Source organism: Caballeronia jiangsuensis, from assembly GCF_046030135.1.
Lineage (GTDB): Bacteria > Pseudomonadota > Gammaproteobacteria > Burkholderiales > Burkholderiaceae > Caballeronia > Caballeronia jiangsuensis.
Window position 1 is genome coordinate 1 of the sequence record NZ_JAQQDB010000002.1, and the last position, 23,780, is coordinate 23,780.

The 23,780-nt window shown below is 62.8% G+C and carries 25 protein-coding genes; 17 read left to right on the forward strand and 8 right to left on the reverse strand.

What is annotated here, in order from left to right; genetic code table 11:
- The first annotated feature begins 95 nt into the window (after positions 1-95).
- Together PQR08_RS01915 and PQR08_RS01920 are read left to right on the forward strand one after the other, a co-directional pair.
- Positions 96-722, forward strand: coding sequence for a septal ring lytic transglycosylase RlpA family protein (locus tag PQR08_RS01915; protein ID WP_250485640.1), 627 nt, complete (start codon positions 96-98; stop codon positions 720-722).
- Between the two features lie 66 nt (positions 723-788).
- A complete protein-coding gene (locus tag PQR08_RS01920; protein ID WP_250485639.1) occupies positions 789-1,850 on the forward strand; it encodes a phytoene/squalene synthase family protein in 1,062 nt (353 codons plus the stop codon).
- On the opposite strand, the gene PQR08_RS01925 is transcribed toward PQR08_RS01920, so the two are convergent.
- Positions 1,828-2,679 (reverse strand): LysR substrate-binding domain-containing protein, encoded by an 852-nt coding sequence (locus tag PQR08_RS01925; RefSeq protein ID WP_035504475.1) that lies wholly within the window; start codon positions 2,677-2,679, stop codon positions 1,828-1,830. The genes PQR08_RS01920 and PQR08_RS01925 overlap by 23 nt on opposite strands.
- 105 nt (positions 2,680-2,784) lie before the next feature.
- On the opposite strand from PQR08_RS01925, the gene PQR08_RS01930 reads away from it, so the two are divergent.
- Positions 2,785-3,654 carry an alpha/beta fold hydrolase gene (locus PQR08_RS01930; protein ID WP_250485638.1) on the forward strand — a complete coding sequence of 290 codons (870 nt, stop codon included), beginning with the start codon at positions 2,785-2,787 and terminating at the stop codon, positions 3,652-3,654.
- 12 nt (positions 3,655-3,666) lie between these two features.
- Here the strand turns inward: PQR08_RS01930 and PQR08_RS01935 are convergent, their stop codons facing one another.
- Positions 3,667-5,319: a D-alanyl-D-alanine carboxypeptidase/D-alanyl-D-alanine-endopeptidase gene (locus tag PQR08_RS01935; RefSeq protein ID WP_250485637.1), complete on the reverse strand. Its 1,653-nt coding sequence runs from the start codon at positions 5,317-5,319 to the stop codon at positions 3,667-3,669.
- Positions 5,320-5,631: 312 nt separating this feature from the next.
- Here PQR08_RS01935 and PQR08_RS01940 point away from each other — a divergent pair, with 312 nt between their 5' ends.
- A complete protein-coding gene (locus PQR08_RS01940; protein WP_250485718.1) occupies positions 5,632-6,036 on the forward strand; it encodes a hypothetical protein in 405 nt (134 codons plus the stop codon).
- 186 nt (positions 6,037-6,222) lie between these two features.
- Entirely contained in the window at positions 6,223-7,119 is an 897-nt protein-coding gene (locus tag PQR08_RS01945) for a fructose bisphosphate aldolase (RefSeq protein ID WP_035504521.1), read from the forward strand.
- Between the two features lie 11 nt (positions 7,120-7,130).
- Here PQR08_RS01945 and PQR08_RS01950 read toward each other — a convergent pair whose 3' ends face one another.
- From PQR08_RS01950 to PQR08_RS01965, 4 genes are all read right to left on the reverse strand, one after another.
- Positions 7,131-8,360 (reverse strand): NAD(P)/FAD-dependent oxidoreductase, encoded by a 1,230-nt coding sequence (locus PQR08_RS01950; protein ID WP_250485636.1) that lies wholly within the window; start codon positions 8,358-8,360, stop codon positions 7,131-7,133.
- Positions 8,361-8,446: 86 nt separating this feature from the next.
- Complete coding sequence (locus PQR08_RS01955) at positions 8,447-8,821, reverse strand: DUF1493 family protein (protein WP_250485634.1); 375 nt, start codon at positions 8,819-8,821, stop codon at positions 8,447-8,449.
- Positions 8,793-9,275, reverse strand: coding sequence for an STM2901 family protein (locus PQR08_RS01960; RefSeq protein WP_250485632.1), 483 nt, complete (start codon positions 9,273-9,275; stop codon positions 8,793-8,795). Before PQR08_RS01960 ends, PQR08_RS01955 begins: the two co-directional genes overlap by 29 nt.
- Positions 9,275-9,757, reverse strand: a complete 483-nt coding sequence (locus tag PQR08_RS01965) for an Hcp family type VI secretion system effector (RefSeq protein WP_250485631.1) — start codon at positions 9,755-9,757, stop codon at positions 9,275-9,277. The genes PQR08_RS01960 and PQR08_RS01965 overlap by 1 nt, the downstream gene beginning before the upstream one ends.
- 488 nt (positions 9,758-10,245) lie before the next feature.
- Here PQR08_RS01965 and PQR08_RS01970 point away from each other — a divergent pair, with 488 nt between their 5' ends.
- Positions 10,246-10,563 (forward strand): DUF4148 domain-containing protein, encoded by a 318-nt coding sequence (locus tag PQR08_RS01970; RefSeq protein ID WP_250485630.1) that lies wholly within the window; start codon positions 10,246-10,248, stop codon positions 10,561-10,563.
- Between the two features lie 69 nt (positions 10,564-10,632).
- Here the strand turns inward: PQR08_RS01970 and PQR08_RS01975 are convergent, their stop codons facing one another.
- A complete protein-coding gene (locus PQR08_RS01975) occupies positions 10,633-11,574 on the reverse strand; it encodes a LysR family transcriptional regulator (protein ID WP_035504481.1) in 942 nt (313 codons plus the stop codon).
- Positions 11,575-11,685: 111 nt separating this feature from the next.
- On the opposite strand from PQR08_RS01975, the gene PQR08_RS01980 reads away from it, so the two are divergent.
- From PQR08_RS01980 to PQR08_RS02015, 8 genes are all read left to right on the forward strand, one after another.
- A complete protein-coding gene (locus PQR08_RS01980) occupies positions 11,686-13,197 on the forward strand; it encodes a CoA-acylating methylmalonate-semialdehyde dehydrogenase (RefSeq protein WP_187603888.1) in 1,512 nt (503 codons plus the stop codon).
- A 180-nt stretch (positions 13,198-13,377) separates the two neighbouring features.
- Positions 13,378-14,292, forward strand: a complete 915-nt coding sequence (locus PQR08_RS01985) for a LysR family transcriptional regulator (protein ID WP_250485629.1) — start codon at positions 13,378-13,380, stop codon at positions 14,290-14,292.
- A gap of 29 nt (positions 14,293-14,321) precedes the next feature.
- Positions 14,322-15,413 carry an NAD(P)H-dependent flavin oxidoreductase gene (locus PQR08_RS01990; RefSeq protein WP_250485628.1) on the forward strand — a complete coding sequence of 364 codons (1,092 nt, stop codon included), beginning with the start codon at positions 14,322-14,324 and terminating at the stop codon, positions 15,411-15,413.
- A gap of 117 nt (positions 15,414-15,530) precedes the next feature.
- Positions 15,531-16,469: a TauD/TfdA dioxygenase family protein gene (locus PQR08_RS01995; RefSeq protein ID WP_250485627.1), complete on the forward strand. Its 939-nt coding sequence runs from the start codon at positions 15,531-15,533 to the stop codon at positions 16,467-16,469.
- Positions 16,470-16,509: 40 nt separating this feature from the next.
- Positions 16,510-17,595, forward strand: coding sequence for an ABC transporter substrate-binding protein (locus PQR08_RS02000; protein ID WP_250485626.1), 1,086 nt, complete (start codon positions 16,510-16,512; stop codon positions 17,593-17,595).
- Positions 17,596-18,420 carry an ABC transporter permease gene (locus PQR08_RS02005; protein ID WP_250485625.1) on the forward strand — a complete coding sequence of 275 codons (825 nt, stop codon included), beginning with the start codon at positions 17,596-17,598 and terminating at the stop codon, positions 18,418-18,420.
- A gap of 10 nt (positions 18,421-18,430) precedes the next feature.
- Complete coding sequence (locus PQR08_RS02010) at positions 18,431-19,213, forward strand: ABC transporter permease (protein WP_250485624.1); 783 nt, start codon at positions 18,431-18,433, stop codon at positions 19,211-19,213.
- A gap of 13 nt (positions 19,214-19,226) precedes the next feature.
- Complete coding sequence (locus PQR08_RS02015) at positions 19,227-19,997, forward strand: ABC transporter ATP-binding protein (RefSeq protein ID WP_250485623.1); 771 nt, start codon at positions 19,227-19,229, stop codon at positions 19,995-19,997.
- Here the strand turns inward: PQR08_RS02015 and PQR08_RS02020 are convergent.
- On the reverse strand, positions 19,994-20,368 hold the full coding sequence (locus PQR08_RS02020; RefSeq protein WP_408161025.1) for an ester cyclase: 375 nt from the start codon (positions 20,366-20,368) through the stop codon (positions 19,994-19,996). The genes PQR08_RS02015 and PQR08_RS02020 overlap by 4 nt on opposite strands.
- 97 nt (positions 20,369-20,465) lie before the next feature.
- Here PQR08_RS02020 and PQR08_RS02025 point away from each other — a divergent pair, with 97 nt between their 5' ends.
- From PQR08_RS02025 to PQR08_RS02035, 3 genes are all read left to right on the forward strand, one after another.
- The gene (locus PQR08_RS02025) at positions 20,466-21,353 is read left to right on the forward strand and encodes a DeoR/GlpR family DNA-binding transcription regulator (protein WP_408161026.1); all 888 of its coding nucleotides are present in this window, start codon (positions 20,466-20,468) and stop codon (positions 21,351-21,353) included.
- An 81-nt stretch (positions 21,354-21,434) separates the two neighbouring features.
- Complete coding sequence (locus PQR08_RS02030) at positions 21,435-22,421, forward strand: tagatose kinase (protein WP_238288632.1); 987 nt, start codon at positions 21,435-21,437, stop codon at positions 22,419-22,421.
- Positions 22,414-23,697, forward strand: coding sequence for a D-tagatose-bisphosphate aldolase, class II, non-catalytic subunit (locus tag PQR08_RS02035; protein WP_408161027.1), 1,284 nt, complete (start codon positions 22,414-22,416; stop codon positions 23,695-23,697). Before PQR08_RS02030 ends, PQR08_RS02035 begins: the two co-directional genes overlap by 8 nt.
- The last annotated feature ends 83 nt before the right edge of the window (positions 23,698-23,780 follow it).

A 23,780-nucleotide genomic window follows, 5' to 3' on the forward strand; every position in this document is an offset into this window, starting at 1 on the left:
AGTCATATCTTCGCCGCACAGGTCAACTTCGAACCGAGGCAGACGTTGTGTGCGAGTCGATGGAATGCGTCGGCATTTCATGGAGAGACTCGCTTATGCAGGACAACGGACCCATCATCCAATGGCAGGCGGCCGGCGTGGCCGCCATCGCGGCTTCCGGCGCGTGCGCGACGCTCGGCGGATGCGCCGTTCATCCGCACGACGCGCCGAAGGAAGCGGGCACGCCGTCGGTGCTGACCGAAGGCGCGCGCATCGCCGATTCGATGCGCACTCACGAACGTCGCTCCCTCGATGCCCAGCCGCTCGACTACCGCGACGCCACGACGAAGACCGTTCCGAAGATTGGCTGGGCGTCGTATTACAGCAAGAAATTTCAGGGGCGCAGAACGGCCAGCGGTGAACGCTACGACATGCACGCGTTCACGGCGGCGCATCGCACTTTGCCGCTCGGCTCGTATGTGCGCGTCAGCAATCTCGCGAAGACGAGGTCGGTCGTCGTGCGCATCAACGATCGCGGTCCGTTCACGAAGGGCCGCATGATCGATGTGTCGTTCGCGGCGGCCGTCGAACTCGGTCTGCAACGATCGGGAAGCGCCCAGGTGATCCTCGAACCGGTCGATCGACCCATCGCGCTCGCGTCGACGTCGCGCGCGCCCGAACGCATCATGCTGCGCATCGCGCCTCATCCGCGACACCACAAGAAGCACGCGCATCGTCATTGACTCTGGACGGATACAATGCTGCGGCGCGCGATCATCGCGCCTCAAGCCGAAGCCATCCTTCAAGTCATGAACAATTCGCCCCGGGCCTTTTTGCTGGGCCCGCTTCTCAAGCGCGTGTCGCGGTCGTTCTACCTCACGCTGCGCATTCTGCCGACGGGCATGCGCGATCCCATCGGGCTTGCGTATCTGCTGGCGCGCGCCGCCGATACGATCGCGGATACATCGCTGATCTCACCGCAACGTCGTCTGGAACTATTGCTTTCGCTGCGCGCGCAAATCAACGGCGCACCCGACGACGGCGCGCTCGCGCGCATCGCGGGTGAAGTCGCGGGGCAGCAGGCGCAGCCCGACGAGCGCGCGTTGCTCGAAAGCCTGCGCGACGCTCTCGCGATCCTGCCGCAACTGGGTGCGCAGGATCAGGCCGCGGTTCGCGATATCGTCACGACGCTCAGCACCGGCATGGAGTTCGATCTGCGCACGTTCCCCGACGAGACATCGGGCGAGATCGTCGCACTGAAGGAATTCGAAGAGCTGGACCGCTACACGTATCTCGTCGCGGGCTGCGTCGGCGAGTTCTGGACGAAGATGACGTACGCGCATATGCCCGGCACGCTCAAGGCTGCGCCCGATACGATGCTCGCGCTCGGCGTGCGCTTCGGCAAGGCGCTGCAGATGACCAACGTGCTGCGCGATTGCGCGCGCGATCTGCGCATCGGCCGCTGCTATCTGCCCGAATCGATGCTCGCGCGTCACGGTCTCACGCCGCAGGATCTGTTGCGGCCGGAATCGTCGGCGCGCGCGCGGCCCGTGCTCTTCGAATTGCTGCGCACGTCGCTCGCGCTGTTTCGCGATGCGGTCGATTACACGCTCGCGATTCCATCGGGCGCCATCCGTCTGCGGCTCGCCTGTCTCTGGCCGATCATGATCGGCCTCGACACGCTCGTGCTGCTCGCGCGCAACGATGCATGGCTCGATCCCGACAAAATCTCGAAGGTCCGGCGCAACGACGTGTATCGGATCATGGCTGCATCGTTGCCGATGGTCGCATCGAACGGCATGCTGCGCGCGTGGACCTCGCGCCGCATCCGCGCGATCGAGGCGGAAATCAGCGCCGCAATTCGGCCATGATGCGCTCGGCGAGAAAGTCGCAAGGCGGCCGTTTCGACGCCGCGCTGCGCGCGAGCACCACTTCGAGCGTGCCGATATCCGGCAGACCTTGCGCCGGCCCGAGCAGCGTGAAGTGCGACGGCACCGCGCATTTTGCGAGCGGCGTCACGGCGAGGCCCGCTTCGGCCATCGTCAAGAGACCGAGCAGGCTCGGGCTTTCATACGACGTGCGATAGCCGATACGCGCGCGTTCGAGACTCCGGATCGCGTTCTCGCGAGCGACGCTGCCCGGCAGAAACACCGCGATCGGCAAGGGCCGCTCCTTCCAGATTTCGGTTTCGCCGGGCGCGGCGGCCCAGACCATCGGCTCATGGCGCAGAAATTCGCCGGATAAGCCCTTCACGCGCGTCGCGCAGACGAGATCGACCGAGCCGTCCTTCACCATCGGCGCGAGCGCGAGGCTCGGCAGGCCGACCACCTGAATCTCGACCTTCGGATATGTCGCCGAAAATTTCTTGAGGATCGGCGGAAACAGCGACGACGCGTAATCGTCCGGCACGCCGATCACCACGCGCCCCGTCACATCCGGCCGCACGACCGCCGCCCACGCCTCGTCGCGCAGCGCGATCATGCGGCGCGCGTAGGTGAGCAGCACCTCGCCGTCCTGCGTCGGCACCACGCTGCGCGGCTTGCGCACGAAAAGCGGCTTGCCGAGCGCGGTTTCCAGCGTCTTGATCTGCATGCTCACCGCCGATTGCGAGCGATGCACCAGCTCCGCCGCGCGGCTGATGTTGCCCGTATCCGCAACGGCGACGATCATCGAGAGGACATCCAGATCCAGCGCTTTCATGGGTGAACGACCGTTTGGTATCAGAAAATCTGAACGATTCTATCAAAATTATGCGTTTTTCTTTTGCTTCGGCGCGGCGCATAGTCGCATCCAAGGAGCTTATTCATGAACGCGCGAACCGATCTTTCCGTCCTCACCGCCGTGCAAGGCTTGCCCGAACCGTCGTTCGCCACGACGGCGTCGGGGGTTTCGGTGCCGTATATCGAGTGCGGCGAGGGCGAGCCGCTCGTGTTCGTGCATGGGTCGCTGTGCGACTACCGCTACTGGAACGCGCAGATTCTGCCGCTTGCGAAGCAGTTTCGTTGCATCGCGCCGAGCCTTTCGCATTACTGGCCCGCCGTCGATGCCTTCGTGCAAGGCGAATTCGGCTGGGAAACGCACGTCGCGGAAACGGCCGAGTTCATCGTATCGCTCGATCTCGCGCCGGTGCATCTCGTCGGGCATTCGCGCGGCGGCTGTATCGCGTTTCATCTGGCGCGCGAGTATCCGCGGCTCGTGAAGACGCTCACGCTCGCCGATCCGGGCGGCCCGCTGCAAACGACGCCGCAGCCCGTGCCCGCCACGCTGCCGCCCGCGACCAACGCATTGCGCGCACGCGTGGCCGAACTGATCGAACAGGGCGAGTTCGATCGTGGGCTGGAACTGTTCGTGGATTCGGTCAGCATGCCGGGCTTCTGGAAGAAGAGCACGGAGAGCTTCCGTCGCATGGCGCTCGACAACGCGCTCACGCTGCCCAGGCAATTCCGCGATCCCTTGCCCGCCTACACGCGCGAGGCGGCGCGCGACATCAAGTGCCGCACGCTGCTCATCGACGGGCAGAAGAGTCCGCGCATGTTCCGCAACAACGTCGAGAAGCTGGAGGAGTGGATCGAGTTCGCCGAGCGTCAGACGATCGCGGGCGCATCGCACGGGATGAACGCCGCCAGCCCCGGCGCGTTCAATCGCGCGGTGCTGGCGTTCGCCGGCGCGTGGTGAAGCGAACGCGGCTTATTGCAGCTTCCAGATATTCGCCGCGATCGTGCCCTGGTCGTTGAACACGTTGAGGATGTCGGGCACGTTGGCGATCGGCACGTTGTTCACCATCAGCGCAAACGCGAGGCGCCGTCCGCTCTTCGCGTCGATATAGCCCGCAAGCGCCTGCCCCTTGAGCGTCGTTTGCACCTGACCGTTCGGCAGTTCGGTGCCGGTCGCGTAAGTGCCCGTTTTCGCGTAGACCTTGCCTTTCGCGCCCGCGAGCGTCGGATCGTTTTCGAAGTCGGTCGTACTCGCGAGCGAGCCGTCGACGCCGAGAAACGGCATCGAATCCACATACGCCGGGAAGGCCGGACGGCCGTTCATCGCGCGCAGCATCGCGATGACCGCGAGCGGCGTCGCCGTGGTTTCGCCACCGCCGCTGCCGTCGATGAAATGCGTCTGGGTCATCGGCACACTGAACGGCGCGGCCGACAGCTTCGCGCTCTCCGCGGCGAGCGCCGCGTTCAGCGTGGTCGAGCCGTTGTTCGCGACGCCGAACAGCATCAGGCTCGTGTCCGCGCCGATGTTGTAGCTGACCTTCAAAATCCACTTCGAATATTCGCCGTACGGTTGCGACGTGAGTTGCGCGACGCGCGTATCGGCGGAGTACGAGTTCTTCGCGGGCAGCAGTTGCACCGGGTTGTTCTCGACGGCCGTTGCCGTCACCGTGACGCCCGCGCGCGCGAGCGCCTCGATGAGCACCGTGCGCGCATAGTTCGACGGCTGCGTGACGCGAAACGTGCGGATCACCGGGAAGCTGGGGACGATCGGCGGCACGTAATCCGCCGGAATCGAGCCGCTCAGCACGCCGCCGCAGGGCAGCGTGCCGAAGCAGGTCGGGTCGGTTGGCGTGACGGTGATCGTCGCGGGCGTGCCCGCCGCGCCCGTCGTCAGCGTGGACTGAACGGTGAACGCCGATGACTTCGGCCGGTAATCCACCGGCGACGCCGAACCCGCGCTGCCCTGACCGATGATCGTGTCGACCACATCGTCGTTCACAAAGATCGGCCGCAGGTCGAATTCGTCGCGGAAATCGAAGGGATCGAAAAGGCGATCGTCGATCACGACCTCGCCGTTGATCTTCTTGATGCCCGCCGCCGCCACCTGCGCCGCGAGCGAGTTGTAGCCCGCGAGCGGATCGGGCGCGGTGATCTGCGCGTTGCCCAGACTGTTCGCCTCGTTGTGGTCGAAGTTCGTCCAGGCAAGCGTGCCGTCGGGATTCGTGCGGCCGCCCATCGCGAGATCGCCGCTCGCGACGAGCACGAGATTGCCGTTGAGCGTGCCGGTCGCATCCACGGTGCCGAGTCGATATACCGGCGTCTGGAACTGATGATCCGCGCCGTACTGATCGAGCGCCGCGCCGAGCGAAAACACCTTGCGCACCGATGCGACATACACCTGTGCGTTCGAATTCATGTCGTAGATGAGATCGCCCGAGTTCAGGTCGACGACGCGCAGCGCCCACGTCGAGCCCTGATACATGGGCTTCTTCATGATCTGGGTGATGGCGTCGGGGACGGACGTATTGTTCGAATCCGACCCGCCGCACGCGGCGACGGATGCGGCGAGCGCGCACGAGAGCGCGAGAGCGGCAACACGTGCCGGACTTCCTGAAAGCGGGTACATGACGCGGCTCCGATAAAGGCACATCGCGCTCCACCTGGAGCGAACATCCAATACGTCGGGACTGCTTCACAGCGCAGACAGGAGATGTCGGCGGCCGTCCACCATTCTTCAAAGCGGCGGCTGAGTGAATTAAATACCTTGCGTGGGGCTTGTCAAGCGAGGACTATCGCGAATCCAGTGCTTTAGGCAAGCGCTTTTTGTACGATTTCATGCGCGCTTTTGATCTGCTTGTTGTGACGCGACAACGGAAAAACGTTTGGCGCGGGCTAACATCTTCGGCACCTCATCGCGAAGAAGAGGACATCCGTGAGCATGGGCCAAGACGATCTCGATGCATGGAAACGCCGGCGCACGCTCGAGCTGGCGTTCGAACTGGCCGATAGCGGCCGCCATGAGGACTTCACCGACATCGCTTATGCGTTGCAGTTCGAGCGCGGCATGGCGACCGCGCAAGCGCTCATCGACGACCCCGAGATGCGCCGCGTGCTCAATCAGCGTTGCGCCGATGCGCGTGAAAAGCACGTTCCGCTTCCCGAGCCCGACGTGATCGAAGCCGAACCTTCGCCGGTCGGCGAAGCGATAGCGGAATCATCGAACGATCATGCGCAAATGCCGCAGCCCGAAGACTTCGCACGCGCGCCATCGGTTCTTCGCCGCGCCCTGAACTTTATCTGGCGATCCGGCAACGCGGGCGATCTCAATTCCGCCGCTTCCTGATCTTTTCTATCGCAGGCCGTGCGTCAACGCACGGCCCGAACCCATTCGCGCCCCCTTTGCGCACGAATGGCGGATTTGCACGACTTGAGCGCCCGCCAAAACCATTACACTTGAGGAAGCTGAACCATAAGCCCGGACTATGCATGCGCGCAGGTCCGGAGTTTGAACTTCGAGGAGGAAATGTTCGTGGCTAACGAAAAGATGCTCGCGCAAATGGCTGAGAAGGATGGTTTCATTGCTGCTCTGGATCAGAGCGGTGGTTCGACGCCCGGCGCGCTAAGGCAATACGGAATTCCGGATGACGCCTACAACGGCGACGCCGAAATGTTCAAGCTGATGCATGAAATGCGCGTGCGCATCATGACCGCGCCTTCGTTCACGGGAGACAAGGTGATCGGTGCAATTCTATTCGAGCGCACTATGGACGGCGAAGCGGAAGGCAAACCGGTCCCCACGTTCCTGTGGGAAGACCGTGGCATCGTGCCGTTCCTGAAGGTCGACAAGGGCCTCGAAACGGAAGCCGATGGCGTGCAGGTGATGAAGCCGATCTCCGGCCTCGACGATCTGCTCGCGCGCGCCGTGAAGCTCGGCGTGTTCGGCACGAAGATGCGCTCGGTGATTCATCAGGCCGATGAAAAGGGCATCGCGGCGGTGGCGAAGCAGCAGTTCGAAGTGGGCGCGCAGATCATCAAGCATGGCCTCGTGCCGATTCTCGAACCTGAAGTCTCGATCAAGAGCCCGGACAAGAAGGGCGCGGAAAAAATTCTGCGCGACGAATTGCTCAAGGGCCTCGACGCGCTGCCGGAATCGAGCAAGGTGATGATCAAGCTGACCATCCCCGACGAGGCGGATTTCTATCGTCCGCTGATCGAGCATCCGCGTGTCGTGCGTGTCGTCGCGCTGTCGGGCGGCTATACGCGCAGCGACGCGTGCAAGAAGCTGGAGCAGAACCACGGCATGATCGCGAGCTTCTCGCGCGCGCTCATCAACGAGCTGAAGAAGTCGATGAGCGACAGCGAGTTCGACAAGACGCTCGAACAGTCGATCGACGAAATCTACAACGCGTCCGTCAAGAAGGCCTGATTCTTCGGCGCTTATCCGCGTTCGGTTGGCGGCGGCGTTTGCACGACAGGCGCCGCCGCCCGAAAGAGATCCTCGCGCGTGCCGCTTTTCGGCGGATAGATGCGCTCGCCGTTGATCGTGCGCTTGGTCGCCTTCGCCGTCTCGCCTTCGGCGACGAGCTTCCTGTCCCATCCTTCCGTGTACACCGCGCCCCACGGCCCGAGATCGCAGATGGTCGTGTACCAGTCGATCGATAGCGGCAGCATCTCCATTCCGAAGAGATCGCAGACGGCGTTGTTGCCCGCGTAACGTCCCATCGGCCGGCCATGCTGGCACGACATCACCGATGGCCGCGTGCCGTCGATCAGCACGCGCGCGCAATCGCCCGCCGCGAACACGCCCGGCACGCCTTCCACGCGCAGGAACGCATCGACCGGCACGCGGCCGAGCGGATCGAGCGTGACCGGCAGTTGCGCCGCGAGCGCATTCGCATGCATGCCGCCGCACCAGACGACCGTCGCGGCTTCGATGCGCTCGCTCGTGGCGCCGTCGTGGAGCGTCACGCCCTGGCCGTCGAGCGATTCCAGCGATACGCCGGCCCGCGTCTCGACTTCGAGCGTCTGCAACGCGCCTTCAATGACATGCTGCGCGCCGCCCATCGATTGCCCGATCTTCGCCGAACGATCCGCGAGCACGACGCGCACCTTGCCGCGATCGCCTTCCGCGACGATCTCGCGCAGCCGCGCGGGCAGTTCCGCCGCGAGCTCGATGCCCGTCAACCCCGCGCCGACGACGACCGCCGTATAGCGGCCCGGCGTATCGGGCAGTGCGGGCAGCGTCAGCAGATGCGCCTGCAGCTTGCACGCGCCCGCGTAGGTATCGACATCGAACGAGAAGTGGTCGAGGCCTGGTATCGGCGGGCGCACGAGCACGCTGCCCGCCGCGAGAATCAGCCGGTCGTAATCGAGCGATTCGGACGCGCCGTCGCGCTCGATCGTCACGCGACGGCTCGCGCTGTCGATATCGGTCGCCTTCGCCTGGATCAGCCGCACGCCCGCGGGCCCGAGCACGGTGTCGAGCTGCACGAGTGTCGGGTCGAGCGGCTGCTCGTAATTGCGCACCCGGACGCTGTGAAAGGGCACCGGATTGACGATGGCGACTTCGGCTTCATCGGTGCGACCGAGCTCGTCGAGCTTGCGCGCCGCCGACAGCGCGCTCCACAGACCGGCGAAGCCTGCGCCGATCACAAGGATCTGGTTCAAGGTCATTCCCCTGAATAAACGATCGTTCGTGCTATGAGTCGGTTAAAGCGGCCGCTCTGTTCTTGGTTATAGGCGATTCCTGCGGCTCACGATGCTGCGACACACAACGACCGCAATTCGACGGTGTCCCACTTGCCCAACTCTATGGCGCGCTGAAACATGCCGAGTGTTAGCGGCTCCGATTGTCCATAATCGACGACGCCCCAAACCTTGAGCAGCCATTTTGTGAGAAACGGAATCCTGATTCCCTGCCACGGAAAGTATCGATTGAAGTCGAAATCGCCGGGATCAATCGCGAAGCGTTCAAAGAAATCCGTAACCAAATCCGCCGCTGCCTCCGGCGCCATTTCGAGGTCTTGGTCTATCCGGTCGCTGAGCATGAGCGGCTGATGTTTCGACTTGTGACCGTGCTTAAGGACAAGCGCCTCGAGGTCAGCCGAGAGTGCCGACGGTTGCGTCATTGATTCGATCCTCCTGCCGGACAAGCGCGTTATAGCGCAATATGACCTTCATCTCGATAGCGACAAGGTCATAAGCCATGATTGGTACTGCGATCCACGGCACCCACCTGCCGACGAATGCGCCGATGTGCGTTACGTACCTGACGCGAATCGAGAAGAATCCCACGAGGGTAGGAAGCCGTCGATGAACTCTGACGTCCAGTAACTCACGACAAATCTCGGAAGCGAGCGACGTGCCAGCGATCGCGCCTCCGGGTTTAGTGCGTGTGCTGAGCATCGGCGCGCCGAGAACCATCCCGAACACTCCGATAACATTGGCAGCATCAAAGTGCGTGCAGATGACCTCAACGAGAATGCATAGATGGAGTTCTTCCTTCGTGAGGTCGTGCAGGTTGCCATAACTGTAGCGATTAAAAGGCAGTTCGCCGTCGTCAATGAGGCTCTTGTAGTTCATTAACTTTCGCACTGACGGAATTGCCGCAGATCAATCATGCCGGTCACCGCGCCCATAGCGCCCCCGGTCGTGCTTTGCGGGAAATACTCCTGTTTGATCGACGAAAAGGAAAGGCTGACCGTTTCAATCGCCATATTGCCTCCACTTGCCGGACCGACGTGAGTAATAACCACGTCGCTCATTACCATTCGAAAATACTCGAACGGTACGCCGCCTGCTTTGCGTAGCGTCAGCCTTGCCTGACGAATACGCCTGCCGTGAAAGCAATGGGATGCGAGGTTCGGAGTGGCGCGGTCGATGGCATGTATGAACGTGAGGTCTCCAACTTTGGCTTTGGGTGCGCCGCCGCCTGAACCTGATAGATATGCAGCGTCTTGGTGAATGCTCCAATTCCATGAACTGACTTGAATTTCACCAGGGTGAATCGGGTCCTGCGATTCACCCTGTATACCGTCGATGCGTATAAAGATGTCGTCGGCCATGAGCCTCATGCTATGCGATGAAATCTCGTGGTAACGAGAGTTCTAGGAACGAGGAATATGTCAATGCGGATTTAGCGTAACGCACGAATGGCGATGCTGAAAGAGCGAAAGATCTTAAACGATCGTTCGTACTTTGAGTTGATTAAGGTGGCCGCTCTGTCCTCGGTTATAGGCGGATTCGCGAGGCATTGGTCGCCGCATCGGCGGCATCCAAAGACAGGCAGCGTAGCCCAAGCTGGTCGCTTCAAGGAACCGATCGCGACGCCTGCCTGCAATCTTGCTGCCAGAAATTGGCCTGTCGTCGGCGCGACGTGCGCACGCGTGCTTGTCTCGCGCCCGGATTAGTCAGCTTTTCGCCAAAAGTGATTTCGCCGTTTAGGTATTTACCCTAGATCGTGCGATACCTAAACTCTCTTCAACGGTCGCGAACGAGCAAAACAAAGCAACGTAAGCGGCAATTCAAAAACTTCTGTACGGAGGAAAGCATCATGAACAAGCTCATCGGTATCGCAGCGGTCGCTCTCGCTTTTGCCGCTCCGGTCGCGTCGTTCGCGCAATCGAATCAACCTTTGACGCGCGCGGAAGTTCGCGAGCAAATCGTGCAACTGGAAAAGGCCGGCTATAACCCCGGCGTGATCAGCGACTCGAAGTATCCGGCTGACGTTCAGGCCGCCGAAGCACGCGTCGCAGCGCAAAACGGCGCGGCACAAACCGCGTTCGGCGGCGCGACGGAAGGTTCGGCGCAATCGGGCGCTCGCGTGAATCCGATTCAAGCCGACGTGTTCCCGACATTCGCGCATCACTAAGCAGCAAGGGGTATAACGGAACGCGCCCGCATGCAAGCGGGCGCGTTTTGCCGTTTACGGAAGTTCGATCTAAAGCGGAAACCCGCCCGCAAAGGTCTCGCGCAAATATCCGATGAAAAGCGCGACCGCGCGCGGCACATGCGGCGCATAAGGCCGCACCACGAATAGCTGATCGGCGAATGCGCCGACCGGACGCCACTCCGGCAACAGCACGACGAGCTTGCCCGCCTGCACGGCGGCCTGCGCGGTGAAATCAGGCAGCAGCGCGATGCCGAGATCGTCGAGCGCGGCATCGCGCAAAACCTCGCTGTTGTTCGCCGCGAATGGCCCGTTCACCGCGAGCGTATAAGGCCCGGTCGAACTCTTGCGCCCGCCCTTTCGCTGAAACGACCAGATGCTCGACGCCTGCGGGCGCGGATAGACGAGGCAATCGTGCGTGGCGAGATCGTTGGGCGTCGCGGGCGTGCCGCGCCGCTTCAGATACGCGCGCGTCGCGACGATCACCGAATAGGTATCGCACAGCTTCCACGCGACATGCGTATCCGGCACTTGCGCGCTGTGCCGAACCGCGAGATCGAAGCCTTCCGTCGCGATCGAACTCAGTTTGTCCGACGCCTCCAGTTGCACCCGCACATCAGGATGCGCATGCAGAAATCCCGACATGCGCGGCACGAGTTGCTGCCGCGAAAAAGCCATCGGCGCGGTCACGCGGATCAGGCCGCGCGCCACGCCCGCCATTTCCTTCACGCTCAGGAAACTCGACGCGATGCGCTCGTACTGCCCGCGCGTATCGTCGACGAGTCTGCGGCCCGCCTCCGTGAAGCGCACGCTGCGCGTGGTGCGCGTGACGAGCGGCACGCCCGCCGCGCGCTCCAGCTCCGCGATGCGCTGGCTCATCGCCGCTTTCGATACGTTCAGGCGCGCCGCCGCCGCCGTGTAGCTGCCTTGCTCGGCGAGCACGGTCAGCCAGTGCAAATGGGTCCAGAGACCTTCGATCTTTTGCTCGTCCATCAGCCGATTGTTTGCCAATATAAACAATGAGTTCAATCATAGCGCCTTTGCACGGAGCGCGACCGTTCCTACACTGTGTCCATCGCCAAACAATCAGTGAGAGGAGTCGAGATGCAAGCGTTCAACGATACGGCCGACGTGGTTCATTACATTCACGGTGAGCGCACGCACGGTTCGGCCACGCGCACGCAGCCGGTGTTCAATCCGGCGACGGGCGAGCGTCCGCGCAAGCTCGTGCTGGGCGAAGCCGCCGATGTCGATGCAGCCGTCGCGAGCGCGAAAGCCGCGTTTCCGGCCTGGCGCGACATGCCGCCGATCCGCCGCGCGCGCGTCATGCTCAAGTTCCTCGAACTCATGAACAAGCATCGCGACGAACTCGCCGCGATCATCACCGCCGAGCACGGCAAGGTGTTTTCGGATGCGCAGGGCGAGGTGTCGCGCGGCATCGACGTGATCGAATTCGCGTGCGGCATTCCGCAACTGCTGAAGGGCGATTACACCGAACAGGTTTCGACCGGCATGGACAACTGGACGACGCGCCAGCCGCTCGGCATCGTCGCGGGCATCACGCCGTTCAACTTCCCGTGCATGGTGCCGTGCTGGATGTTCCCGGTCGCGATCGCGGCGGGCAACGCGTTCATCCTGAAGCCGAGCGAGCGCGATCCGTCGGCGTCGTTGTTCATGGCCGATCTGCTGAAGCAGGCCGGTCTGCCCGATGGCATCTTCAACGTCGTGCAGGGCGACAAGGTCGTCGTCGATGCGCTGCTCACGCATCCGCAAGTGAAGGCGATCAGCTTCGTCGGCTCGACGCCGATCGCGAATTACATCTACGAGACGGGCGCGAAGCACGGCAAGCGCGTGCAGGCGCTCGGCGGCGCGAAGAATCACATGGTCGTGATGCCCGACGCGGATATCGAGCAGGCCGTCGATGCCTTGATCGGCGCGGGCTACGGTTCGGCGGGCGAGCGCTGCATGGCGATCTCGGTTGCGGTGCTCGTGGGCGATGTCGCCGACAAGATCGTGCCGATGCTCGCCGAGCGCGCGCAGCAGCTCAAGATCAGGAACGGCATGGAGTCCGACGCGGAGATGGGTCCGATCGTCACGCGCCAGGCTCTGGAGCGCATCGAAGGCTACATCGCGCTGGGTGTCGACGAAGGCGCGAAGCTCGTCGTCGATGGACGCGGCTACAAGGTGCCGGGCCATGAAGACGGCTTCTTCACGGGCGGCACGCTGTTCGATCACGTCACGCCGGAAATGCGTATCTACAAGGAAGAGATCTTCGGCCCGGTGCTCGCGTGCGTGCGCGTGAAGGACTTCGGCGAAGCGGTCGAGCTCGTCAATGAACACGAGTTTGGCAACGGCGTCGCCTGCTATACGAGCGATGGTCACATCGCCCGCGAATTCGGCCGACGCATCGAAGTGGGCATGGTCGGCATCAACGTGCCGATCCCGGTGCCGATGGCATGGCACGGCTTCGGCGGCTGGAAGCGCAGTCTCTTCGGCGACATGCATGCGTACGGCGAGGAAGGCGTGCGCTTTTACACGAAGCAGAAGTCGATCATGCAGCGCTGGCCCGAGAGCACGGAGAAGGGCGCGGAATTCGCGATGCCGACCGCGAAGTAAGGCATACACAAGCGCATGAATGTCGCCCGCTTTTTCCCGTGTGGAAGAAGCGGGCGATTGTTTTTGGGGCCATCGCGATCGATCTGTTCCCGTGCGTCACAACTCAAATGAACTGGCGTCGGTTGACCGTGCGTCCGCAAGCGCGGAAGATGCACCGAAAACGACGCGAAGCCATTCGACATGCAGCGGCAATTCGACGATCTCCTTCTCGGCAGCATCGAACTCTTCTGCCTCGCGGCGGAGCTGGGCAGCTTCACGCTGGCGGCAACCGCGGCGAGCGTCACGCCCGCGGCGGTGAGCCGCTCCGTCGCGCGGCTCGAAAAACGCCTGGACGTGCGGCTTTTCGTGCGCACGACGCGCCAGATTCGACTGACCGATGCGGGCCGCCGCTACTTCGAGCAATGCCGCGACGCGCTCAATCGTCTTGCGGAAGCGGAACGCGAAGCCACCGGCCAGCAGACGACGCCGAAGGGCGTGCTGCGCATCAGCATGCCGACGCCTTACGGCCACTATCGCATGCTGCCGATTCTCGCGGAGTTCCGAACGCGTTATCCCGATGTGACCGTCGAAGCGCATCTGAGCAACCGCAACATCGACTTCGCCGATGAAGGTTTCGATCTGGCGATACGCGGCCGCGCGCCGCGCGATTCCGGACTGATCGCGCGCAAGCTGGAGGATGCGGAGCTGGTCGTCGTGGGCACACCGGCTTATCTGAAGCGCACTGGCACGCCGAAAAGCATCGAGGACCTGCTCGAACACGAGTGCATTCAGTTCGAGATGCCGAGCACCGGACGCCCCGTGCCGTGGCTATTCATGCAGAACGGCGAACCGGTGGAGATCACGACGCAAGGCGGCTACGGCACGTCCGGCGACGCGCTCGCGGGCATTCCGCTCGCGTGCCACGGCGCGGGCCTATTTCAGACCTACCGCTTCACCGTCGAAAACGAATTGCGCGCGGGCACGCTCACCGAAGTGCTGCGCGAGTTCGGCGGCTGCAGCAGACCGTTCATCCTGCTGTATCCGCATGGCAGGCATTTGTCGTCGCGCGTGCGGGCTTTCGTCGACTTCGTCGTCGAGAGGCTCGCGAAGCGTTGAATCACGCAATGTTTAAAGGATGCATATCCATGAGCAAGAACGCATTGACCTCGTTACTCGGCATCGAGACGCCGATCATTCAGGCGCCGATGGCAGGCGTGAGCACGCCCGCGCTCGCGGCGGCCGTATCGAATGCGGGCGGCCTCGGCTCGCTCGGCGTCGGCGCGATGAACGCGCAGGGCGCGCGCAAGGTCATCCGCGAGACGCGCGAGCTCACCAGCAAGCCGTTCAACATCAACGTGTTCTGTCATGCGCCCGCCAGCGCCGACGCTGCCGTCGAGAAGGCGTGGACCGAATGGCTCGCGCCCGTATTCGCGCAATACGGCGCGACGCCGCCCGCGAAGCTGAGCGAGATCTACACGAGCTTCGTCGTCGATAAGGCCATGCTCGACGTGTTCGTCGACGAGAAGCCGGCTATCGTGAGCTTTCACTTCGGCCTGCCGTCGAAGGAATATATCGATGCGTTGCGTGGGGCCGGCATCAAACTGATTGCATCTGCAACTAACGTGCGTGAGGCGGAGCAACTCGTGGCGGCGGGCATGGATGCGATCGTTGCGCAGGGCATCGAAGCGGGCGGGCATCGCGGCATCTTCGACCCTCAAGCCGACGATGACAACCTCGGCACCTTCGCGCTCACGCGCCTGCTTGCAAGCAAATTCGATGTGCCGGTGATCGCGGCGGGCGGCATCATGGATGGCGCGGGCATCGCGGCGGCGCTGGCGCTCGGCGCGCAGGCCGCGCAACTCGGCACGGCGTTCGTGCCGTGCACGGAGACGTCGATCGATGAAGGGTATCGTCGCGCCATTCTCGGCGACGCGGCGAACCACACCACATTCACCGCGGCAATCTCGGGCCGCAGCGCGCGCGGCCTCGTCAACAAGTTCACCGAACTGGGGCGTGGCGGAGAGGCGCCCGCGATTCCCGCCTATCCCATCACCTACGATGCGGGCAAGTCGCTGCATGCCGCCGCCAAAGCGAAAGGCGAATTCGGTTACGGCGCGCAATGGGCAGGACAGGCGGCCGCGCTCGTGCGCGAATTGCCCGCAGCCGAACTGATGGCGCGCCTGGAAGCGGAACTGCAGCAAAGCATCGCGGGCCTGCAGCAATACATATCTCGCTGAGCGCTTTAAAGCTTAGTCGAAACGCTTCGTTGGTCGGGCGTCCTGTCGATGCTTCAATGATTCCGTCGCATTCACTGCGGCCTGCATCCGACAAACGCATACCAACGGAGATTTTCGATGTCCGATATCCCCACGCTCGCCGCCGATTCCACGCTTGCCCCCGTCACGTCGAACGAACCGTTCCAGGTGCGCCCGATAGGCGGTCGCATCGGTGCGGAAGTGCGCGGCGTGACGCTTTCCGCCGATCTCGACGCCGCCGCGATCGCCGCGATCAACCAGGCGCTGCTCGAACATAAAGTGCTGTTTTTCCGCGGCCAGTCGCATCTCGACGACGCCGCGCAGGAAGCCTTCGCCGCGCGCTTCGGCGAGACCGTCGCGCATCCGACCGTGCCGTCGCTGTCGAGCGGAAGCCGCCTGCTCGAACTCGATTCGAAGCACGGCACGCGCGCGAACTCCTGGCATACGGACGTCACGTTCGTCGATGCCTATCCGAAGATCTCGATTCTGCGCGGCGTGGTGATTCCGCCCGCAGGCGGCGACACGGTGTGGGCCAACACCGCCGCCGCATACGCAAATCTCCCCGAAGCCCTGCGCGATCTCGCCGACAAGCTGTGGGCGCTGCATTCGAACACCTACGACTATGCGGCGACACGTCACGCGCCCGACACCGAAACCGAGCGCGAGTATCGCAAGCAGTTCACCTCGACGCTCTACGAAACGGAGCATCCCGTCGTGCGCGTGCATCCGGAAACGGGCGAGCGCACGCTCGTGCTCGGGCACTTCGTGCAGCGCTTCATCGGCTTGTCGCAGCGCGATTCGGATCGCCTGATCGAACTCTTCCACGACCACGTCACGCGGCTGGAGAACACGGTGCGCTGGCGCTGGACGCAAGGCGACGTCGCGATCTGGGACAACCGCGCGACCCAGCACTATGCCGTGGCCGATTACGGCGACGCGCATCGCGTCGTGCGCCGCGCGACGGTGCATGGCGACGTGCCCACGGGCATCGACGGGCGCAGGAGCCGCATCGTCAGGCAGGAAACGCGCAGCGCCTGACACGCTCCGCTTTTGCTCTTCACTCTTTCTCGATTGCACGATGACACTACGATTCAAGTTCCTCGTCGGCGCCGCGACGTTGTTCGCCGCGCTCATCGGCCCAGCGCATGCCGCCGATCCGGCCGTGGTGCGCATCGGCGTCGCGCAGCAGGGCAGCGGCGATCCGCCGACCTTCGGCGGCTCGCCGGCCGCGACCGCGCAGTTGCAGCATCGTGTCGAGGATGCATTGCGGCCCGCGCAGGTCAAGGTCGAATGGATCTTCTTCAAAGGCGCGGGACCGGCCGTGAACGAAGCGCTCGCCAACAAGCAGATCGATTTCGCGTATCAGGGCGATCTGCCCGCCGTGATCGGCCGCGCGAACGGTCTGAAGACGCATTTGCTGGTGGCGTCGAACGTGCGCGCGGGCGTCTATGTCGCCGTGCCGCCCGACTCCGATATCAAGAGCGTGAAGGACCTCAAGGGCAAGCGCGTGGGCATCTTTCGCGGGACGAATCTGCAACTCGTCGCCGATAACGTGCTCAAGCAGAACGGCCTCACCGAACGCGATCTGCGCGTGATCAATCTCGATACCGCCGCCGCACAGGCCGCACTTGCATCTAAGGGCGTCGATGCTGTGTTCCTCGACTACTCGCTCTTCAAGCTGCAACGTCAGGGGCTCGCGAAGATCGTCTATGCATCGCGCGACGACGGCTTGCAACTCACGCGACAGGCGCATCTGCTCGTGCTCGACGACTTCGAAAGCGCGCATCCCGATACCGTGCAGAAGGTCGTGACCGCGGTCGTTCAGGCGGCGTACTGGTCGTCCGATGAAGCGAACCGCAACGCGCTCTTCACGCTGTGGTCGAAGAGCGGCGTTCCGACCGAATCGTGGGCCTCGGAGTATGCGAATCAGCCGTTGAAGGATCGCAATTCGCCGCTCATCGATCCGTTTCTCGTCGCGCGCTATCAGGCCGTCGCCGATGACGCTTTGCGCCTGAACCTGATCCGCCAGCCCGTCAGCGTGAACGGATGGTTCGAGCCGAAGTATCTCGATCAGGCTTTGAAGTCGCTGAAGCTCGAAGCGTACTGGCCGCGTTTCGATGCATCGGGCAAGGCCGTCGGCGAACATCTCGCGGAGAATCGATAGATGGCCAATGCCCTGACGCGTGTATTTCTGCCCGCGTATCGCGCGCGCGGGACGCTGTCTCGCGATACGTTGCGCACGATCGGCTGGACCGCGTTGCCGTGGATCGTGCCCATCGCTCTGGCCTTGCTGTGGATGCTCGGTTCGCGATACGGCTGGATTTCCGCGCAGGTGCTGCCGCCGCCCGCGCTCGTGTTCGAAACGCTCGGCGCGCTCCTGAAAAGCGGTGAGTTGTGGATGCATGTCTCCGCGAGCATGACGCGTGCTGCCGTGGGCTTCGGCGGCAGCGTGGCGCTCGGTATCTTGCTGGGCGGTTTGCTGGGCCTGTCGCGCACGCTGGAGGCCTACGTGCTGCCGAGCTTCAACGCGATCGTGCAAGTGCCCGTGCTTGGCTGGCTGCCGTTTCTGATGATCGTCGTCGGCATCGGTGAGCCGCTGAAGTATCTGCTGATCGGACATGCGGCGCTCGTTCCCGTGACGCTTTCGACGTTGCAGGGCTTTCGCGGCACGCCGCGCGCATTGCAGGAAGTCGCGGCGGTGTATCGCTATTCGCGCTGGCAGGTGATCACGCGTGTGACTTTGCCTTCGGCGATTCCCGTCATCGGCACCGGCGTGCGGCTCGCGTTCACGAAGGCGTGGTTGACGCTGGTCGTCGTCGAACTCGTCGCGTCGTCGGAAGGGCTGGGGTATCTGATCGTGTATGGACGGCAACTCTTTCAACTCGATCTCGTGCTGGCTGCGGTGCTGATCGTCGGTGCAATCGGTTATGTGGCCGATCGTCTGCTCAATGTTTTCGAGCGCAAGCTTCAGCGCGGCCGTTCCGTTTGAGGATCAACAGATGTCGACTCTGGATTGGGAAGCAGGATCGGTCAAAGGATCGTGGCGCGGCCTCGTGCTGCCGATCGCCGCGCTCGGCGTGTGGTGGTTCGTGTCGCGCGGCGCGCAAGTCGGGCACGGCGTGATGGTATCGCCCGCGCAGGTCTGGGCCACCGCCGTGGAGGAAGTTCGAAGCGGCGCGCTCGTGCGCGCGCTGTCCGCATCGCTGGCGCGCGAACTGACGGGATTTGCGATCGGCACGAGCCTCGGCCTCGCGCTCGGCGCGTTGCTCGGCATCTCGAAGCTGGCGAATCGCGCCATCGCGCCGAGCTTCAACACGTTCAAGCAAGTGTCGCTGTTCGCGTGGATTCCGCTGATTTCCGTCTGGTTCGGTCTGGGCGATGTCGCGAAGGTCGTGTTCCTGTCGCTCGCGGCGCTCGTGCCCGTCGTGATGCACACGAACGATGGCATTCGCGCCGTGTCCGCCGACTTGCTCGATGTGGCGCGCGCCTTTCGCTATGGCAAGTTGCAGACGCTGGCGTATGTGGTGTTGCCTGCGGCGTTGCCGTCGATCTTCACGGGCGTGTATCTCGCGCTCATCTATTCGTGGCTCGCGACGCTCGGGGCGGAGTATCTGCTCGTCGCGGGCAGCGGAATAGGCAATACGCTCGTGGATGGCAGCGAGCAGTTTCGCATGGATCTCGTCGTGTTCGGCGTGATCGTGGTCGGTTTGACGGGGTGGGCGCTGAATGCCCTCGCGCGCGGCGTGCAGCGGCGCTGGTTCGATACGTCGCGCGCGGCTTGAGGAGAATCCAGGAATGACGACTGTAATCGAGCAAGACAGCGGTCTGACGCTGCGGCATGTGAGCAAGCGCTTCAACGACGATGCGGCGCCTCCGGTACTGGATCGAATCGACTTGTCGATTACGAGTGGCGAGTTCGTCAGCATCGTCGGGGCGAGCGGATGCGGCAAGTCGACGTTGTTGCGGCTCGTGGCGGGACTCGATGGCAATCACGAAGGCGAGATCGAGTTCGACGGCAAGCGTATCGTGACGACCGATCTGTCGCGCGGCATCGTGTTTCAGGATCATCGGCTGTTTCCGTGGCTCGATGTCGAGCAGAACGTGGCCGTCGCGTTACGCAATGCGCCGCTCTCGAAAGCGGCAAAGGCGCGGGCGGTGGCGGAGCATATCGAGCTTGTCGGGCTTACGGGATACGAGCGGCACTATCCGCATCAGTTGTCGGGCGGGATGGCGCAGCGCGTGGCGATCGCGCGCGGGCTCGTCAATCGGCCGCGATTGCTGCTGCTCGACGAGCCGTTCGGCGCGCTCGATGCGCTTACGCGCAGTCGTTTGCAAGTCGAATTGCAGCGCATATGGGAGCGCGAGCGGATCACGATGGTGCTCGTCACACACGATGTGGAAGAGGCCGTGCTGCTTTCGGACCGGATCGTGGTGATGCAGGCGCGGCCTGGGCGGATCGGCGAAGTGATCGACGTCAGTTTGCCGAGGCCGCGCAAGGTGGGACATCGCGAGGTCGCGCGCTTGCGGGACGATATCGTCGATACGTTCTTCACGGAAGCCGCCTAAAGCTGCGCCTTGATCGCGGCTTTGTCGATGACGGACCAGACGTTGTCGATTTTTCCTTCGCGGAACTCATAGAACACGTTCTCGCAGAAGACGACGCGTTTTCCGTCGACGCGCAGTCCCATGAAAACCCCTTTGGGCGCGCACTCGAACCGCAACCGGCACGCGATGCGCGGCGGTTCCTCGATCAGCATTTGAATGTCGAAAAAGAGATCGGGTATCTCGCGAAAGTCCTTTATCAGCATCTCTCGATAATCGTCGAGCGTCAGCGCGCGGCCGTTGTAGTGCAGCGCGTCATGAACGAACGTGCCGAGATTTAACCAGTCTTGCGCGTTCAGACAGGCGATATAGCCGCGATAAATTTCTGAAAGCATCGGATACGCTCTGCAAGAGTCGACGATGCGTGCATCCTCTCACAGCGCGACGCGCTCCAGTTCCCTCGCTCATCCAGCAATCTCTCACGGGAAAACCATGACGAGATTCGCTTTGAACTTCTTTCGTTTCGAAACTAGACTCTTCCGTGACGAAAGAGCGGATGAAAGCGGCCCGATGCTCACCAACAAGAGTTCATTGAAGCGACGCCTTCAAATCGTCGAACTCGTTCGCAAGCGAGGCGAGGTTTCCGTCGATGAGCTCAGTCAGGCTTTCGAAGTTTCGAGCGTCACCATCCGCAGTGATCTGACTTACCTGGAGCAGCAGCGCTATCTTTTGCGCTCGTTTGGCAAAGCCCGCTATCTCGCGCAGAAGGCCGGAGACGACATACTCGTGCCAGCGTCCGACGCCGCTGCACGCAAGGCCTCCGAAACGCTTCTTGCCCGATTCGCGGCAGAGCGGGTGGCGGATAGCGAAGCGGTCATGTTGGGCGCGGGCGAGATCGTTCATAAGATGATTCCATTCCTCGCCGACCGTGCAAACCTTTCGTTGCTGGTGCAGGACGTTACGGTTGCCCAGACGGTTCAGCGGTTTCTGCACTGCGAGGTGCTTTTGACTGGCGGGCAACTGGAACACGGATCGACCGTGATGACCGGCCCTGACGCCGAAGCTTCCGTCGGGCGACGCGCGATCGATCTGTGCGTCCTGCAAGCATCCGGTGTCGATCGTGACGGCAACCTGCTGACGGCGAATCTGGCCCTGGCGCGTGTGGCGCAGGCTGCGCGCCGGGCTGCCAGGCGCACGATCGTTGTTGCGTTTCAGCCGGCGCTCGACGAACGCAGCGGCGAAGTGTTTGCAAGCGCGCAAGAGATCGACACGCTTCTCATCGACGATGGAATCGATCCGCCGACGATGGAGACGGTCATGCGCAAAGGTCTTCAGCTACAAAGGCGCGACACTGGAATTCTGGAGTTTCGCGCTTCCTGACGGGACGTATCGCGAAGTAGAAAACCCGAAGTGCGCGCGCTGTCCGGCGCCTCGTGCATCGTTATCCTAATGAAAACCGACATGGCGAAATCTGAAGCGAAGCCGGACGCCCGTCCCGGCTGCATCCTCACGATGGGCGAGATTCTCGTCGAGATTCTCGCCACGGAAATCGGGCAGTCGTTTCGGCGGGCGGGAACGCTGATCGGACCGTTCGCGAGCGGCGCTCCGGCAATTTTTATCGATCAGGTCGCGAAATGCGGTAGTCCGTGCGCGATCATCGGATGTGTCGGCGATGACGATTTCGGCGCGCTCAATGTCGAACGCCTGCGCGAGGACGGCGTCGATGTCTCCGGCATATCCGTCATCAAGGCCGCGACGACCGGCAGCGCGTTCGTCACCTATCGCAAGGACGGCGACAGAGACTTCATCTACAACATCGTCAACAGCGCGTCGGGACATCTCTCTGTCAGCGAGATTCGCGAACACTTGCTGAAGGATTGCAGGCATTTCCATGTGATGGGCTCCTCGCTCTTCTCGTTCCGCATCATCGAGGCGATGAAGAGCGTCATCGAAACGGTGAAGGCCAACGGTGGCACGGTCAGCTTCGACCCGAACATCCGCAAGGAGATGTTGCGCATTCCGGAAATGCGCGAGGCGCTCGACTTCATCCTCGACTACACCGATGTGTTCCTGCCGAGCGGCCACGAAGTGATGTTGCTCGCGAGCGCGAGCACCGAGAAGGCGGCGATCGATGAACTGCTGGGCAGAGGCGTGCGCGAGGTCGTGGTGAAACGCGGCAAGGATGGTTGCAGCTATTACGACGGAAAAGACGAGCGGCACGTGCGGGCGTTGCCGGTGACCGAAGTCGATCCGACGGGCGCCGGGGATTGCTTCGGCGGTACGTATATCGCCTGTCGCGCACAGGGATTCGCTGTCGAACGCGCGTTGACGTACGCCAGCGCCGCGGGCGCGCGCGCCGTGACGTATCGCGGACCCATGGAAGGCACCGCAACCCTCGCGGAACTGGACAAGTTCATCCAGGAGAGATCCGAGGCGAGCCATGACTGAAATCGTCACGCGACTCACGGGCGACGCACGATTCGCGTCCCGGCTGAGGGGAATCTACTCGGTCTGCTCGGCTCATCCGTGGGTGATCGAGGCGAGCATGAGGCAGGCGCTCGATGACGGCACGCCGTTGCTGCTCGAGTCGACCTCGAATCAGGTGAACCAGTATGGCGGCTACACCGGTATGCAGCCGGCCGACTTCGTGCGATTCGTGCACGGCATCGCCGACAGCGTCGGTTTTCCTCGGGCAAGCTTGCTTCTCGGCGGCGACCATCTCGGCCCGAATGCCTGGAGCAATCGTCCGGCCGATGAAGCGATGGACCACGCGGACGCCCCGATCGAAGCCTACGCCGCGGCAGGATTTCGAAAGCTTCACCTCGACACGAGCATGCGTTGCGCCGATGACCCGCCGCGTCTTTCGGACGAAGTCGTTGCCCGGCGTGCGGCCCGATTGTGCGCGGTCGCGGAGAAGGCAGCCGGACGCGCGGGACTGCGCGAACGCCCGGTCTACATCGTGGGTACGGAAGTCCCCGTGCCCGGGGGCGCATCCGAAGCGCTCTCTGCGGTCGAGGCGACGAGTCCGCGTGCGGCGCTCGATACCGTCGCGGTACATCGTGCGGCATGGCACGCATGTGGCCTGGACGCGTCGTGGCAGCGCGTCGTGGGTCTGGTCGTTCAGCCGGGCGTGGACTTCGACCATACGAAGGTCGTGGACTACGACGCGTCGTCCGCTCGCGAACTGTCGCATATCCTCGAAGACCTGCCTGACATGGTCTTCGAAGCCCATTCCACGGACTATCAGAAGCCCGAAGCGCTTTCGGCGCTGGTTCGCGATGGCTTCGCCATTCTGAAAGTCGGTCCGGGCGCGACCTTCGCGTTGCGGGAAGCGCTCTGTGCGCTCGCGGACATCGAAGACGAACTGGTCGCAGCGGATGCGCGCTCCGATCTGCGAGCCGTGGTCGAGCGCGTGATGCTGGAGAAACCCACGAATTGGGAGAAGTACTACCACGGCAGCGAACAGGAAAAGCGCCTCTTGCGCACGTTCAGCTACAGCGACCGGATTCGCTACTACTGGGCCGATCCTGCGGTCGGCGCCGCAACGCGAAAGCTGGTGTCCAATCTGGAACGCGTCGACATAAGCGAAAACCTCATCAGCCGATACCTCCCGAACCAGTACTGGCCACGCCGGCGCGGTCTGATCGACGGTTCGCCGATGAGCCTGATCTTCGGTAAGGTCCGGGAAGTCATCGGCATGTATGCGGCCGCCTGTAGAAAGTAGAGCGTCTTTCTTACCTGTGCAGGGAAAACCCGCTTTGTTGGGCTTTCGACTCGAAACTAGAATTTTTCACGGTAAAAGCGGCT

What these genes read in the sequence shown, in the direction of transcription:
- PQR08_RS01915 (WP_250485640.1), top strand. Translation starts at nt 96, where the DNA reads ATGCAGGACAACGGACCCATCATCCAATGGCAGGCGGCCGGCGTGGCC.
- PQR08_RS01980 (WP_187603888.1), top strand. Translation starts at nt 11,686, where the DNA reads ATGCAAGCGTTCAACGATACGGCCGACGTGGTTCATTACATTCACGGT.
- PQR08_RS02020 (WP_408161025.1), bottom strand. Translation starts at nt 20,368, where the DNA reads ATGCTTTCAGAAATTTATCGCGGCTATATCGCCTGTCTGAACGCGCAA.
- PQR08_RS01965 (WP_250485631.1), bottom strand. Translation starts at nt 9,757, where the DNA reads ATGGCCGACGACATCTTTATACGCATCGACGGTATACAGGGTGAATCG.
- PQR08_RS01920 (WP_250485639.1), top strand. Translation starts at nt 789, where the DNA reads ATGAACAATTCGCCCCGGGCCTTTTTGCTGGGCCCGCTTCTCAAGCGC.
- PQR08_RS01990 (WP_250485628.1), top strand. Translation starts at nt 14,322, where the DNA reads ATGAGCAAGAACGCATTGACCTCGTTACTCGGCATCGAGACGCCGATC.
- PQR08_RS02010 (WP_250485624.1), top strand. Translation starts at nt 18,431, where the DNA reads ATGTCGACTCTGGATTGGGAAGCAGGATCGGTCAAAGGATCGTGGCGC.
- PQR08_RS02000 (WP_250485626.1), top strand. Translation starts at nt 16,510, where the DNA reads ATGACACTACGATTCAAGTTCCTCGTCGGCGCCGCGACGTTGTTCGCC.
- PQR08_RS02025 (WP_408161026.1), top strand. Translation starts at nt 20,466, where the DNA reads ATGACGAGATTCGCTTTGAACTTCTTTCGTTTCGAAACTAGACTCTTC.
- PQR08_RS01955 (WP_250485634.1), bottom strand. Translation starts at nt 8,821, where the DNA reads ATGACGCAACCGTCGGCACTCTCGGCTGACCTCGAGGCGCTTGTCCTT.
- PQR08_RS01975 (WP_035504481.1), bottom strand. Translation starts at nt 11,574, where the DNA reads ATGGACGAGCAAAAGATCGAAGGTCTCTGGACCCATTTGCACTGGCTG.
- PQR08_RS02035 (WP_408161027.1), top strand. Translation starts at nt 22,414, where the DNA reads ATGACTGAAATCGTCACGCGACTCACGGGCGACGCACGATTCGCGTCC.
- PQR08_RS01930 (WP_250485638.1), top strand. Translation starts at nt 2,785, where the DNA reads ATGAACGCGCGAACCGATCTTTCCGTCCTCACCGCCGTGCAAGGCTTG.
- PQR08_RS01985 (WP_250485629.1), top strand. Translation starts at nt 13,378, where the DNA reads ATGCAGCGGCAATTCGACGATCTCCTTCTCGGCAGCATCGAACTCTTC.
- PQR08_RS02015 (WP_250485623.1), top strand. Translation starts at nt 19,227, where the DNA reads ATGACGACTGTAATCGAGCAAGACAGCGGTCTGACGCTGCGGCATGTG.
- PQR08_RS02030 (WP_238288632.1), top strand. Translation starts at nt 21,435, where the DNA reads ATGGCGAAATCTGAAGCGAAGCCGGACGCCCGTCCCGGCTGCATCCTC.
- PQR08_RS01960 (WP_250485632.1), bottom strand. Translation starts at nt 9,275, where the DNA reads ATGAACTACAAGAGCCTCATTGACGACGGCGAACTGCCTTTTAATCGC.
- PQR08_RS01995 (WP_250485627.1), top strand. Translation starts at nt 15,531, where the DNA reads ATGTCCGATATCCCCACGCTCGCCGCCGATTCCACGCTTGCCCCCGTC.
- PQR08_RS01970 (WP_250485630.1), top strand. Translation starts at nt 10,246, where the DNA reads ATGAACAAGCTCATCGGTATCGCAGCGGTCGCTCTCGCTTTTGCCGCT.
- PQR08_RS02005 (WP_250485625.1), top strand. Translation starts at nt 17,596, where the DNA reads ATGGCCAATGCCCTGACGCGTGTATTTCTGCCCGCGTATCGCGCGCGC.
- PQR08_RS01940 (WP_250485718.1), top strand. Translation starts at nt 5,632, where the DNA reads ATGGGCCAAGACGATCTCGATGCATGGAAACGCCGGCGCACGCTCGAG.
- PQR08_RS01935 (WP_250485637.1), bottom strand. Translation starts at nt 5,319, where the DNA reads ATGTACCCGCTTTCAGGAAGTCCGGCACGTGTTGCCGCTCTCGCGCTC.
- PQR08_RS01925 (WP_035504475.1), bottom strand. Translation starts at nt 2,679, where the DNA reads ATGAAAGCGCTGGATCTGGATGTCCTCTCGATGATCGTCGCCGTTGCG.